General features: G+C 65.6%; 18 protein-coding genes. 12 read left to right on the top strand and 6 right to left on the bottom strand.

The window, feature by feature from the left end; translation table 11 throughout:
- The 3 genes from NKJ34_RS09830 to mutL form a co-directional block, all read left to right on the top strand.
- A partial coding sequence (locus NKJ34_RS09830; RefSeq protein WP_253738127.1) for an integrase core domain-containing protein occupies positions 1 to 119 on the top strand: 119 nt, incomplete at its 5' end.
- A 78-nt stretch (positions 120 to 197) separates the two neighbouring features.
- Positions 198 to 2,996, top strand: coding sequence for a DNA mismatch repair protein MutS (gene mutS, locus NKJ34_RS09825; RefSeq protein WP_253738116.1), 2,799 nt, complete (start codon positions 198 to 200; stop codon positions 2,994 to 2,996).
- A 65-nt stretch (positions 2,997 to 3,061) separates the two neighbouring features.
- The gene (gene mutL, locus NKJ34_RS09820; protein ID WP_253738115.1) at positions 3,062 to 4,717 is read left to right on the top strand and encodes a DNA mismatch repair endonuclease MutL; all 1,656 of its coding nucleotides are present in this window, start codon (positions 3,062 to 3,064) and stop codon (positions 4,715 to 4,717) included.
- Between the two features lie 14 nt (positions 4,718 to 4,731).
- On the opposite strand, the gene NKJ34_RS09815 is transcribed toward mutL, so the two are convergent.
- From NKJ34_RS09815 to pyrH, 3 genes are read right to left on the bottom strand one after another with little or no spacing between them, the layout of a single operon-like run.
- Positions 4,732 to 4,950, bottom strand: coding sequence for a DNA repair protein RadA (locus NKJ34_RS09815; protein WP_253738114.1), 219 nt, complete (start codon positions 4,948 to 4,950; stop codon positions 4,732 to 4,734).
- Between the two features lie 41 nt (positions 4,951 to 4,991).
- Positions 4,992 to 6,644, bottom strand: coding sequence for a lysine--tRNA ligase (gene lysS / locus NKJ34_RS09810; protein WP_253738113.1), 1,653 nt, complete (start codon positions 6,642 to 6,644; stop codon positions 4,992 to 4,994).
- Complete coding sequence (gene pyrH, locus NKJ34_RS09805; protein ID WP_253738112.1) at positions 6,641 to 7,360, bottom strand: UMP kinase; 720 nt, start codon at positions 7,358 to 7,360, stop codon at positions 6,641 to 6,643. Before pyrH ends, lysS begins: the two co-directional genes overlap by 4 nt.
- A gap of 105 nt (positions 7,361 to 7,465) precedes the next feature.
- Here pyrH and NKJ34_RS09800 point away from each other — a divergent pair, with 105 nt between their 5' ends.
- From NKJ34_RS09800 to NKJ34_RS09790, 3 genes are all read left to right on the top strand, one after another.
- On the top strand, positions 7,466 to 8,269 hold the full coding sequence (locus NKJ34_RS09800; protein ID WP_253738111.1) for a molybdopterin synthase: 804 nt from the start codon (positions 7,466 to 7,468) through the stop codon (positions 8,267 to 8,269).
- Positions 8,270 to 8,540: 271 nt separating this feature from the next.
- The gene (locus NKJ34_RS09795) at positions 8,541 to 8,816 is read left to right on the top strand and encodes a DUF7123 family protein (RefSeq protein ID WP_253738110.1); all 276 of its coding nucleotides are present in this window, start codon (positions 8,541 to 8,543) and stop codon (positions 8,814 to 8,816) included.
- 94 nt (positions 8,817 to 8,910) lie between these two features.
- Positions 8,911 to 10,056: a site-2 protease family protein gene (locus tag NKJ34_RS09790; protein WP_425491810.1), complete on the top strand. Its 1,146-nt coding sequence runs from the start codon at positions 8,911 to 8,913 to the stop codon at positions 10,054 to 10,056.
- Here the strand turns inward: NKJ34_RS09790 and thiL are convergent, their stop codons facing one another.
- A complete protein-coding gene (gene thiL, locus NKJ34_RS09785; protein WP_253738108.1) occupies positions 10,057 to 10,926 on the bottom strand; it encodes a thiamine-phosphate kinase in 870 nt (289 codons plus the stop codon). It abuts the gene before it with no gap.
- A gap of 153 nt (positions 10,927 to 11,079) precedes the next feature.
- On the opposite strand from thiL, the gene NKJ34_RS09780 reads away from it, so the two are divergent.
- The 4 genes from NKJ34_RS09780 to NKJ34_RS09765 all read left to right on the top strand — a co-directional run bounded on the left by NKJ34_RS09780 (position 11,080) and on the right by NKJ34_RS09765 (position 13,620).
- On the top strand, positions 11,080 to 11,535 hold the full coding sequence (locus NKJ34_RS09780) for a 30S ribosomal protein S19e (RefSeq protein ID WP_253738107.1): 456 nt from the start codon (positions 11,080 to 11,082) through the stop codon (positions 11,533 to 11,535).
- Positions 11,536 to 11,693: 158 nt separating this feature from the next.
- A complete protein-coding gene (locus NKJ34_RS09775; RefSeq protein ID WP_253738106.1) occupies positions 11,694 to 12,047 on the top strand; it encodes a DNA-binding protein in 354 nt (117 codons plus the stop codon).
- 4 nt (positions 12,048 to 12,051) lie between these two features.
- Entirely contained in the window at positions 12,052 to 12,648 is a 597-nt protein-coding gene (locus tag NKJ34_RS09770) for a DUF7411 family protein (protein ID WP_253738105.1), read from the top strand.
- A 93-nt stretch (positions 12,649 to 12,741) separates the two neighbouring features.
- Positions 12,742 to 13,620, top strand: coding sequence for a DMT family transporter (locus NKJ34_RS09765; RefSeq protein WP_253738104.1), 879 nt, complete (start codon positions 12,742 to 12,744; stop codon positions 13,618 to 13,620).
- Here the strand turns inward: NKJ34_RS09765 and NKJ34_RS09760 are convergent.
- On the bottom strand, positions 13,617 to 14,057 hold the full coding sequence (locus NKJ34_RS09760; RefSeq protein WP_253738103.1) for a hypothetical protein: 441 nt from the start codon (positions 14,055 to 14,057) through the stop codon (positions 13,617 to 13,619). The two genes, NKJ34_RS09765 and NKJ34_RS09760, sit on opposite strands and share 4 nt — an antisense overlap.
- Before the next feature lie 208 nt (positions 14,058 to 14,265).
- On the opposite strand from NKJ34_RS09760, the gene hisS reads away from it, so the two are divergent.
- Positions 14,266 to 15,564 carry a histidine--tRNA ligase gene (gene hisS / locus NKJ34_RS09755; protein WP_253738102.1) on the top strand — a complete coding sequence of 433 codons (1,299 nt, stop codon included), beginning with the start codon at positions 14,266 to 14,268 and terminating at the stop codon, positions 15,562 to 15,564.
- Between the two features lie 59 nt (positions 15,565 to 15,623).
- On the top strand, positions 15,624 to 17,144 hold the full coding sequence (locus tag NKJ34_RS09750; protein ID WP_253738101.1) for a TrkH family potassium uptake protein: 1,521 nt from the start codon (positions 15,624 to 15,626) through the stop codon (positions 17,142 to 17,144).
- A 44-nt stretch (positions 17,145 to 17,188) separates the two neighbouring features.
- Here NKJ34_RS09750 and NKJ34_RS09745 read toward each other — a convergent pair whose 3' ends face one another.
- The gene (locus NKJ34_RS09745; protein ID WP_253738100.1) at positions 17,189 to 18,724 is read right to left on the bottom strand and encodes a TrkH family potassium uptake protein; all 1,536 of its coding nucleotides are present in this window, start codon (positions 18,722 to 18,724) and stop codon (positions 17,189 to 17,191) included.
- Positions 18,725 to 18,782: the final 58 nt, after the last annotated feature.

Genomic DNA, 18,782 nt, shown 5'->3' with positions numbered 1-18,782 from the left:
GGGTGGGCAGTCGGTCGAGCGTTCGTCGCTGGTGTTCGCAGTTTGTACATTATTATAACCGCCAGCGACCGCATCAATCGCTAGATGATCGAACGCCAACTGAGGAGGTCGCTAACTAGACAGTGCCGGATTCGAGTATATCTCTCTTTCTTGATATTAGCGAGGCGTTTATATCGTTTGGGTCCTGCCTACCGCCAATGACACCCGCTACCGGGCCACCGCCAACGATGGCAGACAGACGGAGCGAACTCACCCCGATGTTGAGCCAGTATCTGGAGCTGTGTGAGCACCACGACGAGGCCCTCGTGTTGTTTCAGGTCGGCGACTTCTACGAGGCCTTCTGTGAGGCCGCCGAGGAGGTCGCCCGCGTCTGTGAGGTGACGCTGACCCAGCGGGAAGATTCGACGGGCACGTATCCGATGGCCGGGATCCCGATCGACAACGCGAGTTCCTACCTGGAGCGGCTGGTAGCCGCCGGCTACCGGGTCGCCATCGCCGATCAGGTCGAGGACGCCGAAGAAGCGACAGGGTTGGTCGACCGTGCGGTCACCCGCGTCATTATGCCGGGCACGGTCGTCGAGGAGGAACTGCTGGCCTCGGGCACGACGAACTACGTTGCCAGCGCCATCCAGGACGACGAGGACGGGTTCGGCATCGCTGCGGTCGACGTCTCGACCGGCGAGTGTCTGGTCACGACCGTCCCCGACCGGGCGGGGCTCGCCGAGGAACTCGACCGGATCGAGCCCGCGGAACTGCTGGTCGCTCCCGAGACGCCGACGGTCACGCCCGCAGACGACGCGACCGACTGGATGGAGACCGCCGTCGACGCGGCGCTGTTCGACCCCGAGGCCGCCGCTGATTGTCTGTCGGCTTACGTCGATCCCGACCGCCACCTCTCGACCGACGCCGAACGCCGGGCCTGCGGGGCGGTGTTGGCCTACGCCGAGTACACACAGGGCGACGACGGCTCGCTGGAGTACGTCTCACGGATCCGGCGCTACGAGCCCCAGGACCACCTCCGGCTCGATGCCGCCGCCCTCCGGAGTCTCGAACTGTTCGAGAACCGCGGCCCGGGGGCGGGCGACACGCTGTTCGATGTCATCGACGAGACCGCCTCGGCGCTCGGGCGGCGCTGTCTCAGCCGGTGGCTCCGTCGGCCGCTGGTCGACCGCGAGGCGATCGCGGCCAGACACGACGCCGTCGCGGCGCTGGTCGGCGACTCGGTGGCTCGGGCCGCCCTCCAGGACCAGTTAGCCACTGCCTACGATCTCGAACGACTGATCGGTCGGGTCTCCCGCGGCCGGGCAAACGCGCGGGACCTCCGGTCGCTGCAGGCGACCCTGTCGGTCGTCCCGGATCTCGTCGAGACCCTCGCGGGACGCGAGGCGCTGACGGCCTACCGCGAGCGGGTCGACCCCATCGAGGAGGTCGCCGAGTTGATCGATAGCGCGATCGTCGACGATCCGCCGGCCGAACTCACCGAGGGCGGCGTCATCGAGCCGAGTTTCGACGCGGAACTCGACAAGCTCCGAACGACTGAGCGGGAGGGTCGACAGTGGGTCGCGGAACTGGAGGCGGCCGAACGCGAACGAACCGGGATCGACTCGCTGTCGGTCGGCCACAACCAGGTCCATGGCTACTACATCGAGGTCACGAACCCGAACCTCGATCGGGTCCCTGAGGACTACACGCGCCGGCAGACGCTCAAAAACGCCGAGCGGTTCTACACGCCCGAACTCAAAGAGCGGGAAAACGAGATCTTCGGGGCCGCCGAGCGTGCCGACAGCCTCGAATACGAACTGTTCTGCGAGGTCCGCCAGCAGGTCGCCGCCGAAACCGAGCGGATTCAGGCGTTGGCGACCGCCATCGCCGAACTCGACGCCGTCTGTGCGCTGGCGACGGTCGCCGCCGAGGGTGACTACATCCGGCCGACGTTCCACGCAGACGACGGCGGCATCAGTATCGAGGGCGGTCGACACCCGGTCGTCGAAACCACCCAAGAATCGTTCGTCCCGAACGATGCGGACCTCTCAGCCGGCGAGGTGGCGATCATCACCGGCCCGAACATGAGCGGGAAGTCGACCTACATGCGACAGGTCGCACTCACCTGTCTGCTGGCCCAGATCGGCAGCTTCGTCCCCGCGGAAGCCGCCGAACTGCCGGTACTGGATCGGATCTTCACCCGCGTGGGTGCGAGCGACGACATCGCCGGCGGCCAGTCGACGTTCATGCGGGAGATGAGCGAACTCACCGAGATCCTCCACGACGCGACCGAGGACTCGCTGGTGCTGCTCGACGAGGTCGGCCGCGGCACCTCCACGGCCGACGGGCTCGCCATCGCACGAGCGACCACCGAGTTCATCCACGACGAACTGGGCGCAACGACCCTGTTTGCGACTCATTACCACGGACTTACCGCGCTGGCCGACGAACGCGAGGGGGTCGTCAACCGACATTTCGCGGCCACCCGCGAGGGCGAGGAGATCACTTTCCTCCATCGGATCGCCCCCGGCGCGTCGTCGGCGTCCTACGGTATCGAAGTCGCCCGGATGGCCGGGGTCCCCGAGACGGTCGTCGACCGCGCGCGGGCGGTCGTCGAGTCGACCGATAGGACCGAAAGCGGTAGTGCGGACGCGGCCGGCGGCAGCTCCGAGACGTCCCCGTCCGATCCCGATCCGTCAGCCGAACCCCGGTCGGAACCGGCCGACGAGTCGGCGGCCGACACGCCGCAGGAGTCGGACGGCGAGCAGACCGAGACGGTCGAGGACCGTGTCTCCTACCCCGAGGAGGCCTTCGAGCCCGACAGCTCGGACGACCGGGCGTCGTATCCCGAGGAGGCCTTTTTCGATGGAACGCCGGACCCCGCGGTCGACGAGCCACTCGACGAGGAGTCGATGGTTCGGGTCGCCGTCGCGCTCCGGGCGCTCGACGTGGCGAGCATGACGCCGTTGGAGGCACTCAACACGCTCGACGAACTCCGGTCGGAACTCCGATAATAGTTAGTTGCCGCCTACTGCCCCGAAGGGGCTAAACTCGTCGGGCGACTGCGGTCGACCAACCGATGGACAGGCCGACGATCCACCGACTCGATGAGGCGACGGTGGCCCAGATCGCTGCCGGCGAGGTGATTACCCGTCCGGCTCGTGTTGTCGCCGAACTCGTCGACAACGCCCTCGACGCGGGAGCCGGACGGATCGAGGTCACCGTCGAAGACGACGGTACCGATCGGATCCGGGTCGCCGACGACGGCTGTGGCCTCTCACGTATCGATGCCGAACGCGCCGTCGAACGCCACGCGACGAGCAAGCTGCCCGCCGAAACGGGGGCCGATCCCACCGGCGTGTCGACGCTCGGCTTCCGGGGGGAGGCGCTGGCAGCTATCGCAGACTGTGCGACCCTCGAACTCGTAACCAACGACGGTGAGGCCGTCGGAACGGAGCTCCGGGTCGACGACGGGGTGACCGTCTCGAACGCCGGGCGAGCACAGGGGACGACCGTCACCGTCACTGACCTGTTCGCCGACCGTCCCGCCCGCCGGGAGTCGCTGGCCGGGGAGGCCGCCGAGTTCGGCCGGATCAGCGAGCTACTTGCGCGGTACGCGCTGGCCCGCCCGGAGGTCCGGTTCTCGCTGAGTCACAACGGCAACGAGACGTTCACGACGAGCGGCAACGGATTGCGGGACGCCCTCCTCGGAGTCTACGACGCCGGCACCGCAAGCCGGTCGACGGTCATTCACCACGAGACGACAGTCGACAATGATGAGTTATCTATCGCTGGTGTCTGCTGTTATCCATCGGTTACTCGGTCGACACGCGACCACGTTCGGGTCTCGGTCGGCGGCCGCCCGGTCACCGACACCGGCCTTCGTCGGGCGGTAGTGAGTGGCTACGGGTCGCTCATTCTTGGTGGGAAGTATCCGATTGCCGCGATCGATATTGAGCCACCGGCCGGAACGGTCGACCCGAACGTCCACCCTGCCAAGGAGGAGGTCGGGCTCACCGTTCGCGAGGAGATCGAGGCGGCCGTCGAGCGGGCGGTCTCGGAGGCGCTGACGACTGCCGATATCCGACGTACCGACACCGCCGCAACCGATCTCGACACCGAGCTGGCGGCGGTCGACCGCTCGGATCCCTTCGGCGAGGTCCGCGTCATCGGCCCGTTTCGGGACCTGTATCTGCTCTGTGAAGACGGCGACGAACTGCTGGTGGTCGACCAACACGCCGCTCACGAACGGATCAACTACGAGCGGCTCCGAGCGGCGGTCGACGACGAGGGGGTGTCGACCGCCCCACTGGACCCACCGGAGACGATTTCGGTCGCTCCGGCGGCCGCAGCGGCCGCCGAGCGCCATGGGGAGCTGCTGTCCGACCTCGGTTTCGAGATCGAGCCCTTCGGGGGCGGTACTCTCCGCGTGTCGGGGCTCCCGGCCCCGCTCGGCCGCGTTGCCGACACGGACTCGCTCGTCGAGACGCTGGATCAGCTTGCTGCCGGCCACCAGCCCGACGATCAGCGGAACGAACTGCTGGCGGATCTGGCCTGTCACCCCTCACTCAAAGCCGGTGATCGGCTCACCAGAAGCGAGGCCGAGCAGTTGCTGGATCGGCTGGGCGAGTGCGAGCAGCCCTTTGCCTGCCCGCACGGTCGACCGACAGTCTGTTCGCTCGACGAGTCGACGCTCGCGGCGGGCTTCGAGCGCGGCTCGACGCGGTTCCGGTAATAAGTAGTCAGAGACTACGCCCAGCTCTTGCAGTCGGGGCAGACGAACTGACCGTCATCGAGCCACCGTTGTTCCGTCGTTGCACCACACTGCGCACACTCGGTGCCATCCGGCTGCCACTGGTAGGTGACGGTCGCCGGTTCGACACCGCTGGGCGGCTCCATGCTCTCGGTTGCCTCGCCGTCGACTTCCTCGCTCGCAGAAAACTCGGTCAGTGGCCGCTCCTCGCTCATACTACCACTTCCGTATCAGTATATAAAAACGACCGGTCGACTCAGCGCTCGCGCCGGAGTCGACCGACGACGAATTCGGTTTCCAACTCGCCGAGGAACTCTCCGAGACGAGGGCCCTGCGTCTCGTCGAAGAAGAGCCGGTAGCCAGCCTCGAAGAGGTCACCGATCTCGATATCGTGGTCGCGGGCCGTGTCGTAGATCGCGGCCTGGATCTCTTCGCCGTCGTGACCTGCGTCGACGAACGCTGCCAAGGCGTCGAGGGCCGCTTGGACCGACTCATCGAACTCGACGTCCGGCAGGTCGGTCTGAAGTCGGTAGTTGTAGGCGTTGTCCATCCGCTCGGCCCAGTTGCGGGCCTTCTCGACGCGAGCAAGGGCGGCCTCAACGGTCGACTCGTCGGCGTCGTCCGGAATGTGACCCTCGTCTTTGGCGAGTTTAATGCGCAGGTCTCGGTCGTCGACCATCCCGAGGACAGCCGCGAACGTGTAGGGGAGCCGGATCGGTTTGTCGTCGGCCACCGCGTCGACTACGTACGGATAGGACGCCTCGGCGAACTCGGTTACCGACTCGTCGTCGACGGTGCCGTAGTAGGCGCGCTCGAACCGGTCGTAGTCGTCGACTAACTGGTCGAGCCGCGAGAGATCAAGGTCTCGGGCCTTCTTCGGATCGAGCGCGAAGAAGTAGCGGACGACTTCGGGTTCGAGCAGGTCGAGCAGTTCGGTGACGGTGACGATGTTGCCGGCCGACGACGACAGCGCCTCGCCGTTGAGCGTGAACCACTCATAGACCATCGGTACCGGCGGCTCGATATCGAGGACGTTTTCGGCGATGTCGACGCCCGAGGGCCACGATCCTTCGGCGTGATCCTTGCCGAACGGCTCGAAGTCCACACCGAGGACCTGCCACTGGCCGGGCCACTCGAAGCGCCACGGCAGTTTCCCCTCGCGGAAGGAGGCGGTTCCCTCGTGGCCACAGCCATCGATCGTGTTGTCGCCGACCTCCATGTCGGTACAGACGTAGTCGACCGTCTCCGCATCGAGGTCAATGTTCGTGACCGTCTCGGTCAGTTTGCCGCACTCCTCGCAGACTGGGTTGAACGGAACATAGTCCTCGTCGACTTTCGCTTGGTATTCGGAGAGCACCTCGCGGGCCGTCTCGGCGTTCGCGAGGACGTGAGAAACCACGGGGTCGAAGGTGCCGTCGGCGTACAGTTCGGTGTTCGAGCGCATCTCGATTGGAACGCCGAGCCGGTCGGCGTCGGCCTCTAGGAGGGCGGCGAAGTGAGCAGCATAGGAGTCGGCCTCGCCGAAGGGGTCGGGAATGTCGGTGTAGGGTTTGCCGAGGTTACGCCCAAGCGCGCCGGCGTCGACCTCGCCGAGGCCAACGATGTTGCCGTCGGCGTCGGCCAGTTTGCGGGGCAGCTTGCGGAGGGGGTCCTTATCGTCGCTCGTGAAGACCTGCCGGACCTCGTGGCCGCGGTCCCGGAGCACTTCGGCGACGAAGTAGCCCCGCATGATCTCGTTGACGTTGCCGAGGTGGGCGACCCCCGACGGCGAGACGCCTCCCTTGACGACGATCGGCTCGTCCGGATCACGCGCCTCGATCTCGTCGGCGATCGTCTCCGCCCAGAAGTCCCGATGGGTCGACTCGTCGTCGGCCGCGAGCGTGTGCGGCGAGTCGGTGCCGTCGCTCATTCGGTCTCGACCCAGAGGGCGGGTTCGCTGCTGCCTGGCGGGATCACGTCCGTGCCGGTGTGGTCACCACGGAGCACCGCCGACTCGATGTTCGACGGCTCCGACCCGTCGAGGACGACCGTCCGCATTCCCGACCGTTCGAGGAGTTTGGCCGCCAGAATGTCGACCGGCGCCGACGCACCCGCATCCCGGCTCATCGGCACGATGAGGTCGACGAGTTCGGTCGGCGACATCGTCGTGTACTTGATCGCCTCGGGGTCGGCTTCGGGATCGGCGTCGTAGACACCGTCGGTGCTTGTCGCATACACCAACAGGTCCGCCCCCACGTACTCGGCGAACGCCGCCGCGACGGCGTCGGTCGTCTGGCCGGGGGTGATCCCACCCATCACCGAGATGTCGCCGCGCCGGAGGGCATCGCCCGCGGCATCGTAGTCGGTCGCCGGGGTCGGCTTCGCGCTCGATCCGAGGGCCGATATAAGTAGTCGGGCATTAATCCGGGTGACGTCGATCCCGAGTTGGTCGAGTTGGACCTCGTTTGCGCCCAGATCCCGCGCCGCAGCGATGTAGTCGCGGGCGACGCCCCCGCCGCCGACGACGACACCGATCTCACAGCCCGCGGCTGCCAGCGACTCGATAACCGCGGCGTGGGCGGCCACGCGGCTCGAATCGAGCTCCGGGGCCAGAATACTTCCACCGATCGAAATGACGACTCTCATTGCAGTCGGCTAACTCCGAGTTGGCCTTAAGCGTTGTCAAGCGCGTACTCCGGCGATCAGCCGTCGACTACAACACTAAAGGGCGGCCGGACCCCCTATTGAGCCATGCAAACCCTGTGTATCGTCGGCGAGGACTGTCTGTCGGCAGCCGAGACGCTCACAGACCGGCTGACGACCCGCCGCGAGGGACGGGTGGCCACGGTCGACTGTACCGGCTCCCGCCCCGTGGACGGTGCCGGACTCCCCGACGAGGGGGAGTTCCGCGTCGACGGCGACGGCCGGTGGGTCGGTGCCGGCAGTGACCGTTCGGCGACCGAACTCCTCGACTCGCTGGCCCGGCGCTACGACTACGCTCTCCTCGCGGGGGTGGTCCACCACCGACTGCCGACCGTGGTGCTTGGCGATGTCGAGACCCCTCCGAGCACGCCGATCGTCGAGACCACACCGACCGCTGCCGAACTCGATCCCGAGACGATCCTCGGCCGGATCGACGAACTGGATCCCTACATCAGCCTCGAAACGCTCGTCGACCGGGCCAAAGCCTCGCCGATGGCCGACCGCGCGGGCGCGATCGCGACGTTCACCGGGCGAGTGCGGGCCAAAGACGACCCAGCGGACGCCCGGACCGAACGGCTCACCTTCGAGAAGTACGAGGGGGTCGCCGAGCAGCGACTCGACGCCATTAGGCAGGACTTAACCGCGCGGGAGGGGGTGTTCGAGGTGCTGTTTCATCACCGAGTGGGCCCGATCGACGACGGCGAGGACATCGTGTTCGTCGTCGTGCTGGCGGGTCACCGCCGACAGGCGTTCCGGGCGGTCGAAGACGGGATCGACCGGCTGAAAGACGAGGTGCCGATCTTCAAAAAGGAGTCGACGACCGACGGCGACTTTTGGCTCCACGAACGGTAGCCGCGCGCAACCGCGTCGACCGCCGCTGATGCCGCCGATCATCGCCAAATTCACCCGCCACAGCGGCGGTATTATCCCCAATACGACTCACACTTCAGTGGTGAAATATAGGATCACAGGGAACGATAAAAGGTTTAGAGCGGACTGAGCCAGTCGTGAAGCGTACCGTTCAGGACAATTCAAACCCACCGAAAGCGTGAATCGAGCCGAAATCCGACCAACGGTCTGGCTTATATAACAGCCATGGCGAACAAGCGGGAACCGAGGATCCATGAGCGCAACCACACCTTCCACGGACGCCACGCCCGAGTCGTCAGCCGACGAGAACCCGAAGGCTGAGTACCTCCGGCAGTACCTCCGCGAGCAGGTCGCCGCGGGCGACCGCTACTTCAAAAGCAAGTTCATCGCCGAGGACGTAGAGCTGTCGCCGAAAGAAATCGGCGCGCTGATCGTCCGACTCCAGGAGTCGGCGACCGAACTCTCGATCGAGCCGTGGTCCTACACCGGGGCGACGACGTGGCTGGTCCAGCCGGTCAAAACGGCCTGAGTCCCGAATCGATAGCCGGCCGCGATCCACCGCCCCGAATGGATCGGGCCGGAAACAGTCACGACGGGTGTTTATGAGTATCGGCCACGTAGAGATGCCGATGGCAGAGTCGGAAGCCACCGTCCCGCGGCCGGAGGCCCTCGAGACGTGGTACAATCTCACCGACGTCCGGATCGAGGCGGGGCGTGTCGTCTACTACGGCGAGCCACTGATCCCCGAGCGGCGACTCCTCGCGGAGCTTCGGCCGGCGTTTCGGGAGGCGGGCTACGAGCTGTCGTTCGCTACCGCCGCCGACAGCTCCGATACGGCGCTGGTCGCGGTCCCACTCGACGACGAGTCCGGCTCGAATGGGATCCCGTGGATCAACGTCGTCCTGCTGGCGGCGACGATACTGTCGACGCTGTTCGTCGGAAGCTACGTCTGGTATTTCGTCCCGCTCGAGGAGATCGTCGCCAACCCGCTGTCGATCCTTCAGGCGTGGCCGTTTACCGCCGCCGTTCTCGGGGTGCTTTTGACCCACGAACTCGGCCACTACGCGATGGGCCGGTACCACGGCGTCGACGTATCGCTGCCCTACCTGATCCCGTTTCCTGCCGTGTTCGGCACGATGGGAGCGGTGATCCGAATCCGGGATCGGATGCCGAGCCGGACGGTGCTGTTCGACATTGGGGCCGGGGGTCCGATCGCCGGACTCGTCGCCACGGTCGTCGTTACGGCGATCGGCCTCTCGCTGGAGCCGATCGAGGTCCCGGCGGCGATGGTCGAATCGAGCCAGTCGGTCGACTCGATCGTCTTTAATAATCCCCTCCTACTGGAAGGTATCGCCTCCCTAATCAGCGAGCCGGCCAGCTACGGGCCGGGGTACAACCCCCATCCGGTCGTCATCGGCGGCTGGGTCGGGATGTTTTTCACCGTGTTGAACCTGCTGCCGGTCGGCCAACTCGACGGCGGCCACATGGTCCGGGCGATGGTCGGCCCGCGGCAGGAGACGATCGCCGCACTGGTGCCGGCGGTGCTGTTCGGCGTGGCCGGCTACCTCCACTACATCCGGGGGCTGTCGCTCAACGAGTCGGTCGGCCTCTGGGCGTTCTGGGGCGTCTTCGCGCTAGTGATCGCGGCCAACGGCCCCGCCGACCCCGACGACGAGCGGTCGATCGGCCTTCCGCGACTGCTGGTCGGTCTGCTGACGTTCGGGGTCGGCCTGCTGTGTTTCATGCTGGTTCCGATCCAAGTGCAGTAGTCAGTGGGTGTAGCCGCGGTCGGCCAGCGGCTCGCCGTCGACACGAACGCCCTCGTCGGTAACGCGGCCGATGGGCGTCAGCGGCGTCTCCACGTCGGCTGCGACCGCATCGAGTTCGTGTTCCGGAAGCGTACAGACCAGTTCGAAGTCCTCGCCGAAGTGCACACCGGCTTCCCAGCGGTCGACCGAGTCGTCGACCACCGCGTCGACGGATGTGTCGATCGGGACCGCCTCGCGGTCGACCGTGAAGCCGCAGTCGCTGGCCTCGGCGAGCTGGTGGAGCGACCGGGCGAGCCCGTCGCTTGAGTCCATCATCGCGGTGGCGACGCCGGCGAGTCGCCGGCCGGCGTCGATCCGGGGCGAAAACCGGAACAGCTCGTTAGCCCGGTCGGATTCGCCGCGGTCGAACAGCCGGAGGGCGGCGGCGCTCCGCCCCAGCGTGCCGGTGACACAGAGCCGATCGCCGGGGGTCGCGCCCGACCGATAGACGGGGTCGGGGGCCTCGCCGATCGCGGTCGTGGTCACGGTGAACTCACAGTGAGTATCGAGGTCGCCGCCGACGTAGTCGGCCCCGACCGCCGCACAGACATCGCGTGCACCTTCGAGGAAGGCCTCAAGCTCGTGGTCGACGAAGGCCGTGTCGGCGTAGGCGGCGACCGCGGCGGTCGGCGCGGCGCCCATAGCGGCGAGATCCGACAGCGAGGCGGCGACCGACCGCCAGCCCGCGGTGTAGCGCGTCGTGCCGGGCGGAAAATCGGTCGACTCGTGGAGCATGTCGGTGGTGATCGCCGTCGAGTCGACGACGGCGGCGTCGTCGCCGGCCGCCGGTAGCGCCGCCCCGAGCAACTCGAGGGCCTCGCGTTCGTCCATCGAAATCCGTCGACGGCTTGCGGCCGTGTCGATAAAAGGATGTGTATTGGGTTCCCGCGTCGACACCGTCGGCCGGTGGGACGCTACACACCCGCATACGTCCTGCGTCGGCAATACGATGGGTTTAAACACTCAAAAACGGAACGTGGCCTTATGGTAACTCTCTACGACGTCCCGGCCGAGGAGTTCATCGACGAACTCGCCGACCGGCTCGCCGACCGCCTCGATGCGCCCGACTGGGTCGAGTACACCAAAACCGGACAGGACCGAGAGCTCCCGCCACAGCAGGAGGACTTCTGGGAGACCCGCGCAGCGAGCCTCTTCCGCAAGGTCGCGATCAACGGTCCCATCGGTGTCGAACGGCTCGCCACCGAGTACGGCGGCACCAAAGACGGCTCGAACCGGTATGCGGTCGCACCCGCCAACCACGTCTCGGGCTCGAAGAAGATCATCCGCGAGATCCTCAGCCAACTCGAGGACGAAGACCTCGTTCAGACCGCACAGGGCGAGGGTCGCCGCACCACCGCCGACGGCGATGCCCTCCTCGACGAGGTCGCTCAGGACGTCTTCGAATCCCTCGACCGGCCGGAACTCGAACGCTACGCCTAAGACCCGGTATTCGTTTTCGATCCACGACAGCTCAGCAGCGGCAGCGCCACGGTTCGGAACCGTCGACAATGACAAGGCGGGGGCCGAAGCGGGGGCGCCACAGCGGCAGCGTCGACCGCTCCGAAACCGTTTTTTGGACCGCAACACGACAGATAGGTATGAGCGATAGCCCCGGAGACGACCGACTCGAAGAGCTTCGCGAACAGAAACGCAAGGAGCTCGAGCAGCGCCAAGGGCAGGGTCAAGGCGACCAAGAAGCCCAAGAAGCGGCCCAACAGCAGGCCGAAGCCCAGAAGGAGGCGATGCTGAAACAACACCTCACCGATGGGGCCCGCCAGCGGCTCAACGCCGTCCAGATGTCGAAGCCGGAGTTCGCCAGCCAGGTCGAACAGCAGATCATCGCCCTCGCCCGCAGCGGCCGGATTCAGGACCGCATCGACGAAGACCAGATGAAGTCGCTGCTCAAGGAGCTCCAGCCCGACTCCAAATCGTTCGACATCCGACGGCGGTAACCGGATGGAGCTCGCGTTACTGTACAGCGGCGGCAAGGACTCCTCGCTTGCAGCGCTGCTCCTCGACGAGTTCTACGATCTAACACTCGTGACCGCCACGTTCGGAATCACCGACGACTGGCAGCACGCCGCACGCGCTGCCGACGCACTGGGCTACCCCTTCGAAACCGTCGACCTCGACCGATCGGTCGCGGAGGCGGCCGTCGACCGGATGGCCGCCGATGGCTACCCACGCAACGGGATCCAGCAGGCCCACGACCACGCCCTCGAAACGGTCGCCGGCGGGGAGTTCGACGCCATCGCCGACGGCACCCGACGGGACGATCGGGTCCCCAACGTCTCCCGCGCCAGCGCCCAGAGCATCGAAGACCGCCACGGCGTCGACTACATCGCTCCGCTCTCGGGGTTCGGCCGCCACGCGGTCGACCGGTTGGTCGAGTCGGCCTTCGAGATCGAAGTCGGACCCAGCGAAAGCGTCCGGAAGGCCGACTACGAGGACGAACTCAGGGTGCTGCTGGCCGACCGCCACGAGCCGTCGGCCGTTGAGGCGGTCTTTCCCGACCACGAACAGACCTACGTCCACGGCCGTCGTGGCGAGTAGCCACTCCCTACCAGCCGGTGGCCGGCGACACAGAAGCGCTCAGTGACTGGTCGACCGAACGATTAATCACTGCTGTCGTAATGATTTTTCATAATGGAGGTAGGGATCGGCTACGCAGTCGTCGCGGCCGTGATCTGGGGGACCTACATCTTCTATCTCAAACGGGCGTTTCGGGGGTATTCGGCCGCGACGCTGACGGTGCTGGTCAACGGGTTCGCGCTGGGGTGGTATCTGCCGCTGTTGGGCATGTCGGTCGGCTACGGGGAAACGATCGCAGCCCTCGGCGACTTCGGAGTCGACGACACGGCGATCCTCGCGCTGACAGCCGTGACGATCGCGGGGGCGAACGTCGCCTTTCTGCGGGCGTTGGCGATCGGCGACGTGTCGTACGTCGCGCCGATTAACAAGGTGGTCCCGGTGTTCGTGCTCCCGATCGAGGTGGTGTTCCTCGGGCAGTTTCTGACGCCGCTACAGGTCGCAGGTGTGGTCGTCGCTACGGCCGCCGTCTACATCGCCAACTTTCAGGGCGGTTCGCTGCTCGAACCGCTCCGCCGAGCGGCGAGCTCGCGGGCCGCACAGCTCGCGTTAGGGAGTGCGATGCTGTTTGCGGTCAGTGACGTGGGCAAACGGGTCGGGCTTCAAGAACTGGCGATCCCGACCTCGCTGTGGGTACCGTTGCTGTTCGGCGGGGTGATGGTGGTGTTGCTGCCGTCGGTCCTCCGGTCGGCGCGACCGCCAGTTGGGGAAGACGTGGCGAAACTGGCCGTCGCCGGCGGGTTCGTCGCCAGCGGCGAGTACGTCACGACGCTGGCGTTTTCGTTGGTGCCGGCGAGCATCGCCTCGCCGATCATCAACGCCCAAGCGATCGTCGCGGTCGTTCTCGGCGGGATCGTCCTCGGCGAACGGTACTTCCGCGTTCGCATCGCGGCCGCGGTGCTCGCCGTCGCTGGCGTGACGATGATCGCTCTCTAACGGTCGACCGGCGGCCGCCACGCCGACCGGGCGTCGGACCGGTGGTGCCGACGGGCGGCGGCGATCTCGACGGCGCTGTCGAGCGCCGCGGCCAGCGAATCGGCAGTCTTTCGACGCTGTCGGGCGTCGACCGGCGAGGCCAGCGTGTAGAGTTCGACCGGGCCGGTCGGCTCCAGCATCTCGACCGGTTTGAGCGTGATCCGAAACCCGTCCCGACGGTCGATCAGCCGGAGGACTTCGGCGAGGGATTCGCCGCGGAACTGGACGATATCACGCTCGATGCGCCAGCCCTCGGGGAGCCGGCGGCCGACCTCGTGGCGGTCGACGACATCGCAGATCGTCGGGACAGTCTCGACCGAATCGAGCGACGACGAAGTCGAACGCCACAGGAGACGGCGTACCAGCGATCGGAGACGGCTGCCGAGCCGATCGATCATGGAGACCTGGTCGGGCGGCCGGTTGGACGACAGTACGACATACCGGACTGTCAGCCCGGATCGGGTATCGTTATAGACCGGCTGCGCGGTCGTTTGAAACCCATTACTCGTCGGTAAGAGATCATTACCGGCGGAAAGCAGCCGGGCGACGGGCAGGGCCGAGCCACGAAAGACAGGTTTCAAGCGCGGGGTTGCCCAACCCCTCGCTATGTACGACCGACTCAAAGGGTTCCGTGACTTCTACCCCGACGAGATGACCGCCCGCCGGGAGGTCATCGACACCGTCGAGACGGCCGCGGCCCGCTACGGCTTCCGCGAGATCGGGACGCCGACGCTGGAGGCGACCGAGCTGTACACCGACAAATCCGGCGAGGAGATCGTCGACCAACTGTACAACTTCACCGATCAGGGCGGCCGCGAGGTGACGCTGACGCCCGAACTGACGCCGACGGTCGCCCGGATGGTCGTCGCCAAAAGTCAGGCGCTATCGAAGCCGATTAAATGGCGCTCGACGCGACCCTTCTGGCGCTACGAACAGGTCCAACAGGGCCGGTTCCGGGAGTTCTACCAGACCAACGTCGACATCTTCGGCTCCTCGGAGCCCGAAGCCGACGCCGAGATCCTCGCGTTTGCCGCCGACGCGCTGACCGACCTCGGATTGACGGGCGAGGATTTCGAGTTCCGCGTCTCCCACCGCGATATTCTGGGGGGGCTCCTCGAAGCGTTCGACGCCGAGGTCGACACCGAAGCGGCGATCCGGGCGGTCGACAAGTCGGCTAAGATCGATGACGAGGAGTATTATGCACTCCTTACCGACGCAGGCCTCGCCTACCACCAAGCCGAGCGGTTCGACGACCTGCTGTCGACCGACGAGCTCGACGAGCTAGTCGAGTTCGCCGAAACCGACCGGGTCGCCGACGCGGTGGCGAACCTGCAGGCGGTCCTCGATGCCGCCGAGGACTTCGGCGCACGAGAGTTCTGTGAGGTATCGCTGGAGACCGCCCGTGGGCTGGACTACTACACCGGCGTCGTCTTCGAGTGTTTCGACTCGACCGGCGAGGTCTCCCGGTCGGTGTTCGGCGGCGGCCGCTACGACGATCTCATCGAGAGCTTCGGCGGCCAACCCACCCCCGCCGTGGGCGTTGCCCCCGGCCACGCCACCCTCCAGTTGCTCTGTGAGCGAGCGGGTGTCTGGCCAGAGGAGGCTCCCACGACGGACTACTACGTGTTGTCAGTCGGCGACACGCGTGCAGTCGCCGCCGAAGTCGCCCGCGAACTCCGTGCCCGCGGTCACGTCGTCGAGAGCGATATCTCGGACCGGAGCTTCGGCGCGCAGATGAACTATGCGGATTCGATCAACGCCGAGACGGTCGTCATCGTCGGCGAGCGCGACCTCGAAAACGGCGAGGTGACGCTCAAGGATATGGCAACGGGCGACCAGACGACAGCCCCGGTCGACGAGTTCCCCGGTGACCTCGATCGACCGACATACGAGGATTGGGAGTAGGTGATTCCTAACAGTCGACTTTAGGTAGTGGTGCGGACAGTATTCGAATACTAACTCCAATGAACGTCCGAGTGTCGTGGCGGTACAGTCTCAGTCTGACCGGCACGATCGTCAAATGGTTGGCCGCGCCGCTGTGTTTTCCCCTCCTTGTCGCCCTCTACTATGCCGAGCCGGTCGCGCCGTTTTTCGTAACCATTGGTGTTGCCCTCGTCGTCGGCGGGCTGCTCGAACGGCTCAAGCGGCTCGACGGCGAGGAGCGACTTGGCCCGAGAGAGGCGCTGCTCATGGTCGCGTTGACGTGGCTGTTGGTCGCCCTAGTGAGTGCGGTCCCGTTCGTCGTCGCGGGGCGCGGGACCATCGCTCACCCGATCAACGCCGCCTTCGAGTCGATGAGCGGGATCACGACCACCGGTGCGACCGTCCTCCGGGCGTTCGACATCCACGCCCGATCGATCATGATGTGGCGACAGCTCATCCAGTGGCTCGGCGGCCTCGGAATCCTCATTCTGGCGACTGCGATCCTCTCACGGCTCTCAGTCGGTGGCGCACAGCTCATGGAGACCGAAACCCAGTACGACAACGTCGACAAACTCACCCCACACATCGAGGACACCGCCCGCCTCATCGGCAAACTGTACGCTGGCCTGACGGTCGGGACGATCGCAATCCTCTACGGGCTGTATCTGGTCGGCCTCGCGCCGAACATGACCCTGTACAACGCGGTCGCCCACGCCTTTACGAGCGTGTCGACCGCCGGCTTTTCGACCGAGCCGCTGAGTATCGAGGCCTTCGCGCCGGTCGTCCACTGGGTACTCATCGTCGTGATGTTCCTCGGGTCGACTAGTTTCGTGCTAATGTATTTCGTCTTAAAAGGGAATGTCGCCCGACTCCGTAACAGCGAGGAGTTCCGGTTCTATCTCGGCACCATCGTCGTCTTTTCGGGACTGGTCGTCACGATCCTCTCTCTGAAAGACAACCCCACTGGAACCGGCGTTTCCGATACGTTCCGGCAGTCGGTGTTCAACGTCGTCTCGATCATTACGACGACAGGCTACGCCAACGCGAACTTCGATCTCTGGTCGCCGTTCGCCAAACACCTGCTGTTGATGTGTATGTTCCTCGGTGGAATGGCCGGCTCGACGACCTGTTCGATCAAGTCCCTACGGTGGCTGGTCGTCTTCAAGTCGTTCCGCCGGGATCTGTTTACGGTGATTCACCCCGAGGCGATCCGCCCGGTTCGACTGAGCGGAAAGACGGTCGACGAGCAGACGATCCGGAACATCTACTCGTACACCCTCATTGCGGTCGTCGGCGTCTTTTTCGTGACGGTGTTGATCGTGGTCGACGGCGCGCGGACCGGGCTTTACAACATCGGCGGCTTCGACGAGTTCGACGCGCTGGGCGCGGCCGCCTCGACGTTCCTCAACATCGGCCCGGCGTTCGGTCCCGCCGGACCGTACGGTACCTACGACGTGTTCTCGATGTCGACCAAGGCCGCCATGGTCGTCATCATGTGGATCGGTCGTATCGAGATCATTCCCGTGCTCGTGCTGTTTACACGCTCGTTTTGGCAGTCCTGACTGTCGTCGGGGCAGTCCTGACCGTCGTCGGAGGCCGAGTGGAGCTACCGGTCCTGGATGCGCCCGACGAACAGCGCCAACACCGGGACGATTTCGAGTCGACCGATCCACATCAGAAACACCATCAACAGTTTCGAAACGTCCGAAAACTGGAGGTAGCTCCCGTAGGGGCCGACCGAGCCGAACCCCGGCCCGATGTTGCCGATCGTCGCCAGCGAGGCGCTGAAGGCTTCGAGCGTCGAGACCTCGTAGCCGATCCGCGCGGAATCGAGTTCCAGGAACACCGCCGAAACGCCGAACAGGATGAAATACAGCAGCGTAAACACCATGATGCCGCGGATGGCATCCTCGTCGACCACGCTCCCGCCGAGCCGAACCGGCTGGACGGCGTCGGGATGAACCGTGGTGTACAGTTCCCGTCGGATCGTCTTGATGACAACCAGCCACCGGACGACCTTGATCCCGCCGCCGGTCGACCCTGCCGAACCGCCGATGAACATCGTGAACAGGAGCAGCATCTGGGCGTGGTGGTCCCACTGGGCGAAGTCGGCGGTCGCAAAGCCCGTCGAGTTCAGCAGCGAGGCGATCTGGAAGGCCGCCTGCCTGACCGTATTCTCGGTAAGCCCTTCGGTGACGCCGCCGAGTGCCAGCGGCGGGGCGGCTCCTCGGGCCAACACCGCGGTGAGGACGGCGATCAAGACGGCGATCGCGCCGGCATAGGTGCGGAACTCGGTGTTGTCGACCAGCGTGCGGAACTCCCCTTGCAGCACGTGCCAGAACAGCGCGAAGTTAACGCCGGCGACCACCATGAACGGAATAATGACCCACTGGACGACCGCGCTGAAGGCGGCGATGCTGTCGGCCTGCGGAGAGAAGCCACCGGTCGGCAGCGTCGAAAAGCCGTGGGCGATCGAGTTATAGAGATTCATTTCGGGGGCCAGCCCGACTAGGTGAAGTCCGAAGAGGATGACGATCAGTGCGGTGGTAAAGCCGAAGTAGATGATCCAGAGCACGCGGGCGGTTTCGGCGATCTTCGGCGTGAGCTTCTGGAGTTCGGGGCCGGGAGCCTCCGACTGCATCAACTGCGCGCCGTTGACCGCCAACTCCGGCAGAATGGCGATCATCAGCACGATGATCCCCATCCCGCCGAGCCACTGGGAGAGCTGCCGCCACAGCATGATCGCATGCGAGTGGCTTTCGACGCTAATGCTCCCGAGGACGGTCGCCCCGGTCGTCGTAAAGCCGCTCATCGACTCGAACAGCGCGTTCACCGGGAGGCGAAGCGTCGACTCCGTCCCGTAGCCAGCAAGCACGTAGGGGATCGCGCCGACGACCGCAACCGCGAGCCACGACAGCGAGACGAGCAACAGCGCCTCCGGCGGCCGGAGATCCGGATCATCGTCAAGCTGTTCGAGCCCGACGCCGACCGTCAGCGCGATCGCCAGCGAGACGACGAAGACCCAGATGTCCTCCCCGTAGACGACGGCGACCGCAAGCGGGACCAGCATCGTCAGCGCCAGATACTTGATTACGGTTCCAACGAGGCTGAGCGTTGCATACCAGTCGAGCCGCCACTTCATCGACGCCCCACCATCAATTGTCGACCGTAACAGCCAGACCACGTATCAACGCATCGAA

This window comes from Halohasta salina (assembly GCF_024178165.1).
Taxonomy (GTDB): domain Archaea; phylum Halobacteriota; class Halobacteria; order Halobacteriales; family Haloferacaceae; genus Halohasta; species Halohasta salina.
This window is presented reverse-complemented; position numbering and strand designations above follow the sequence as displayed.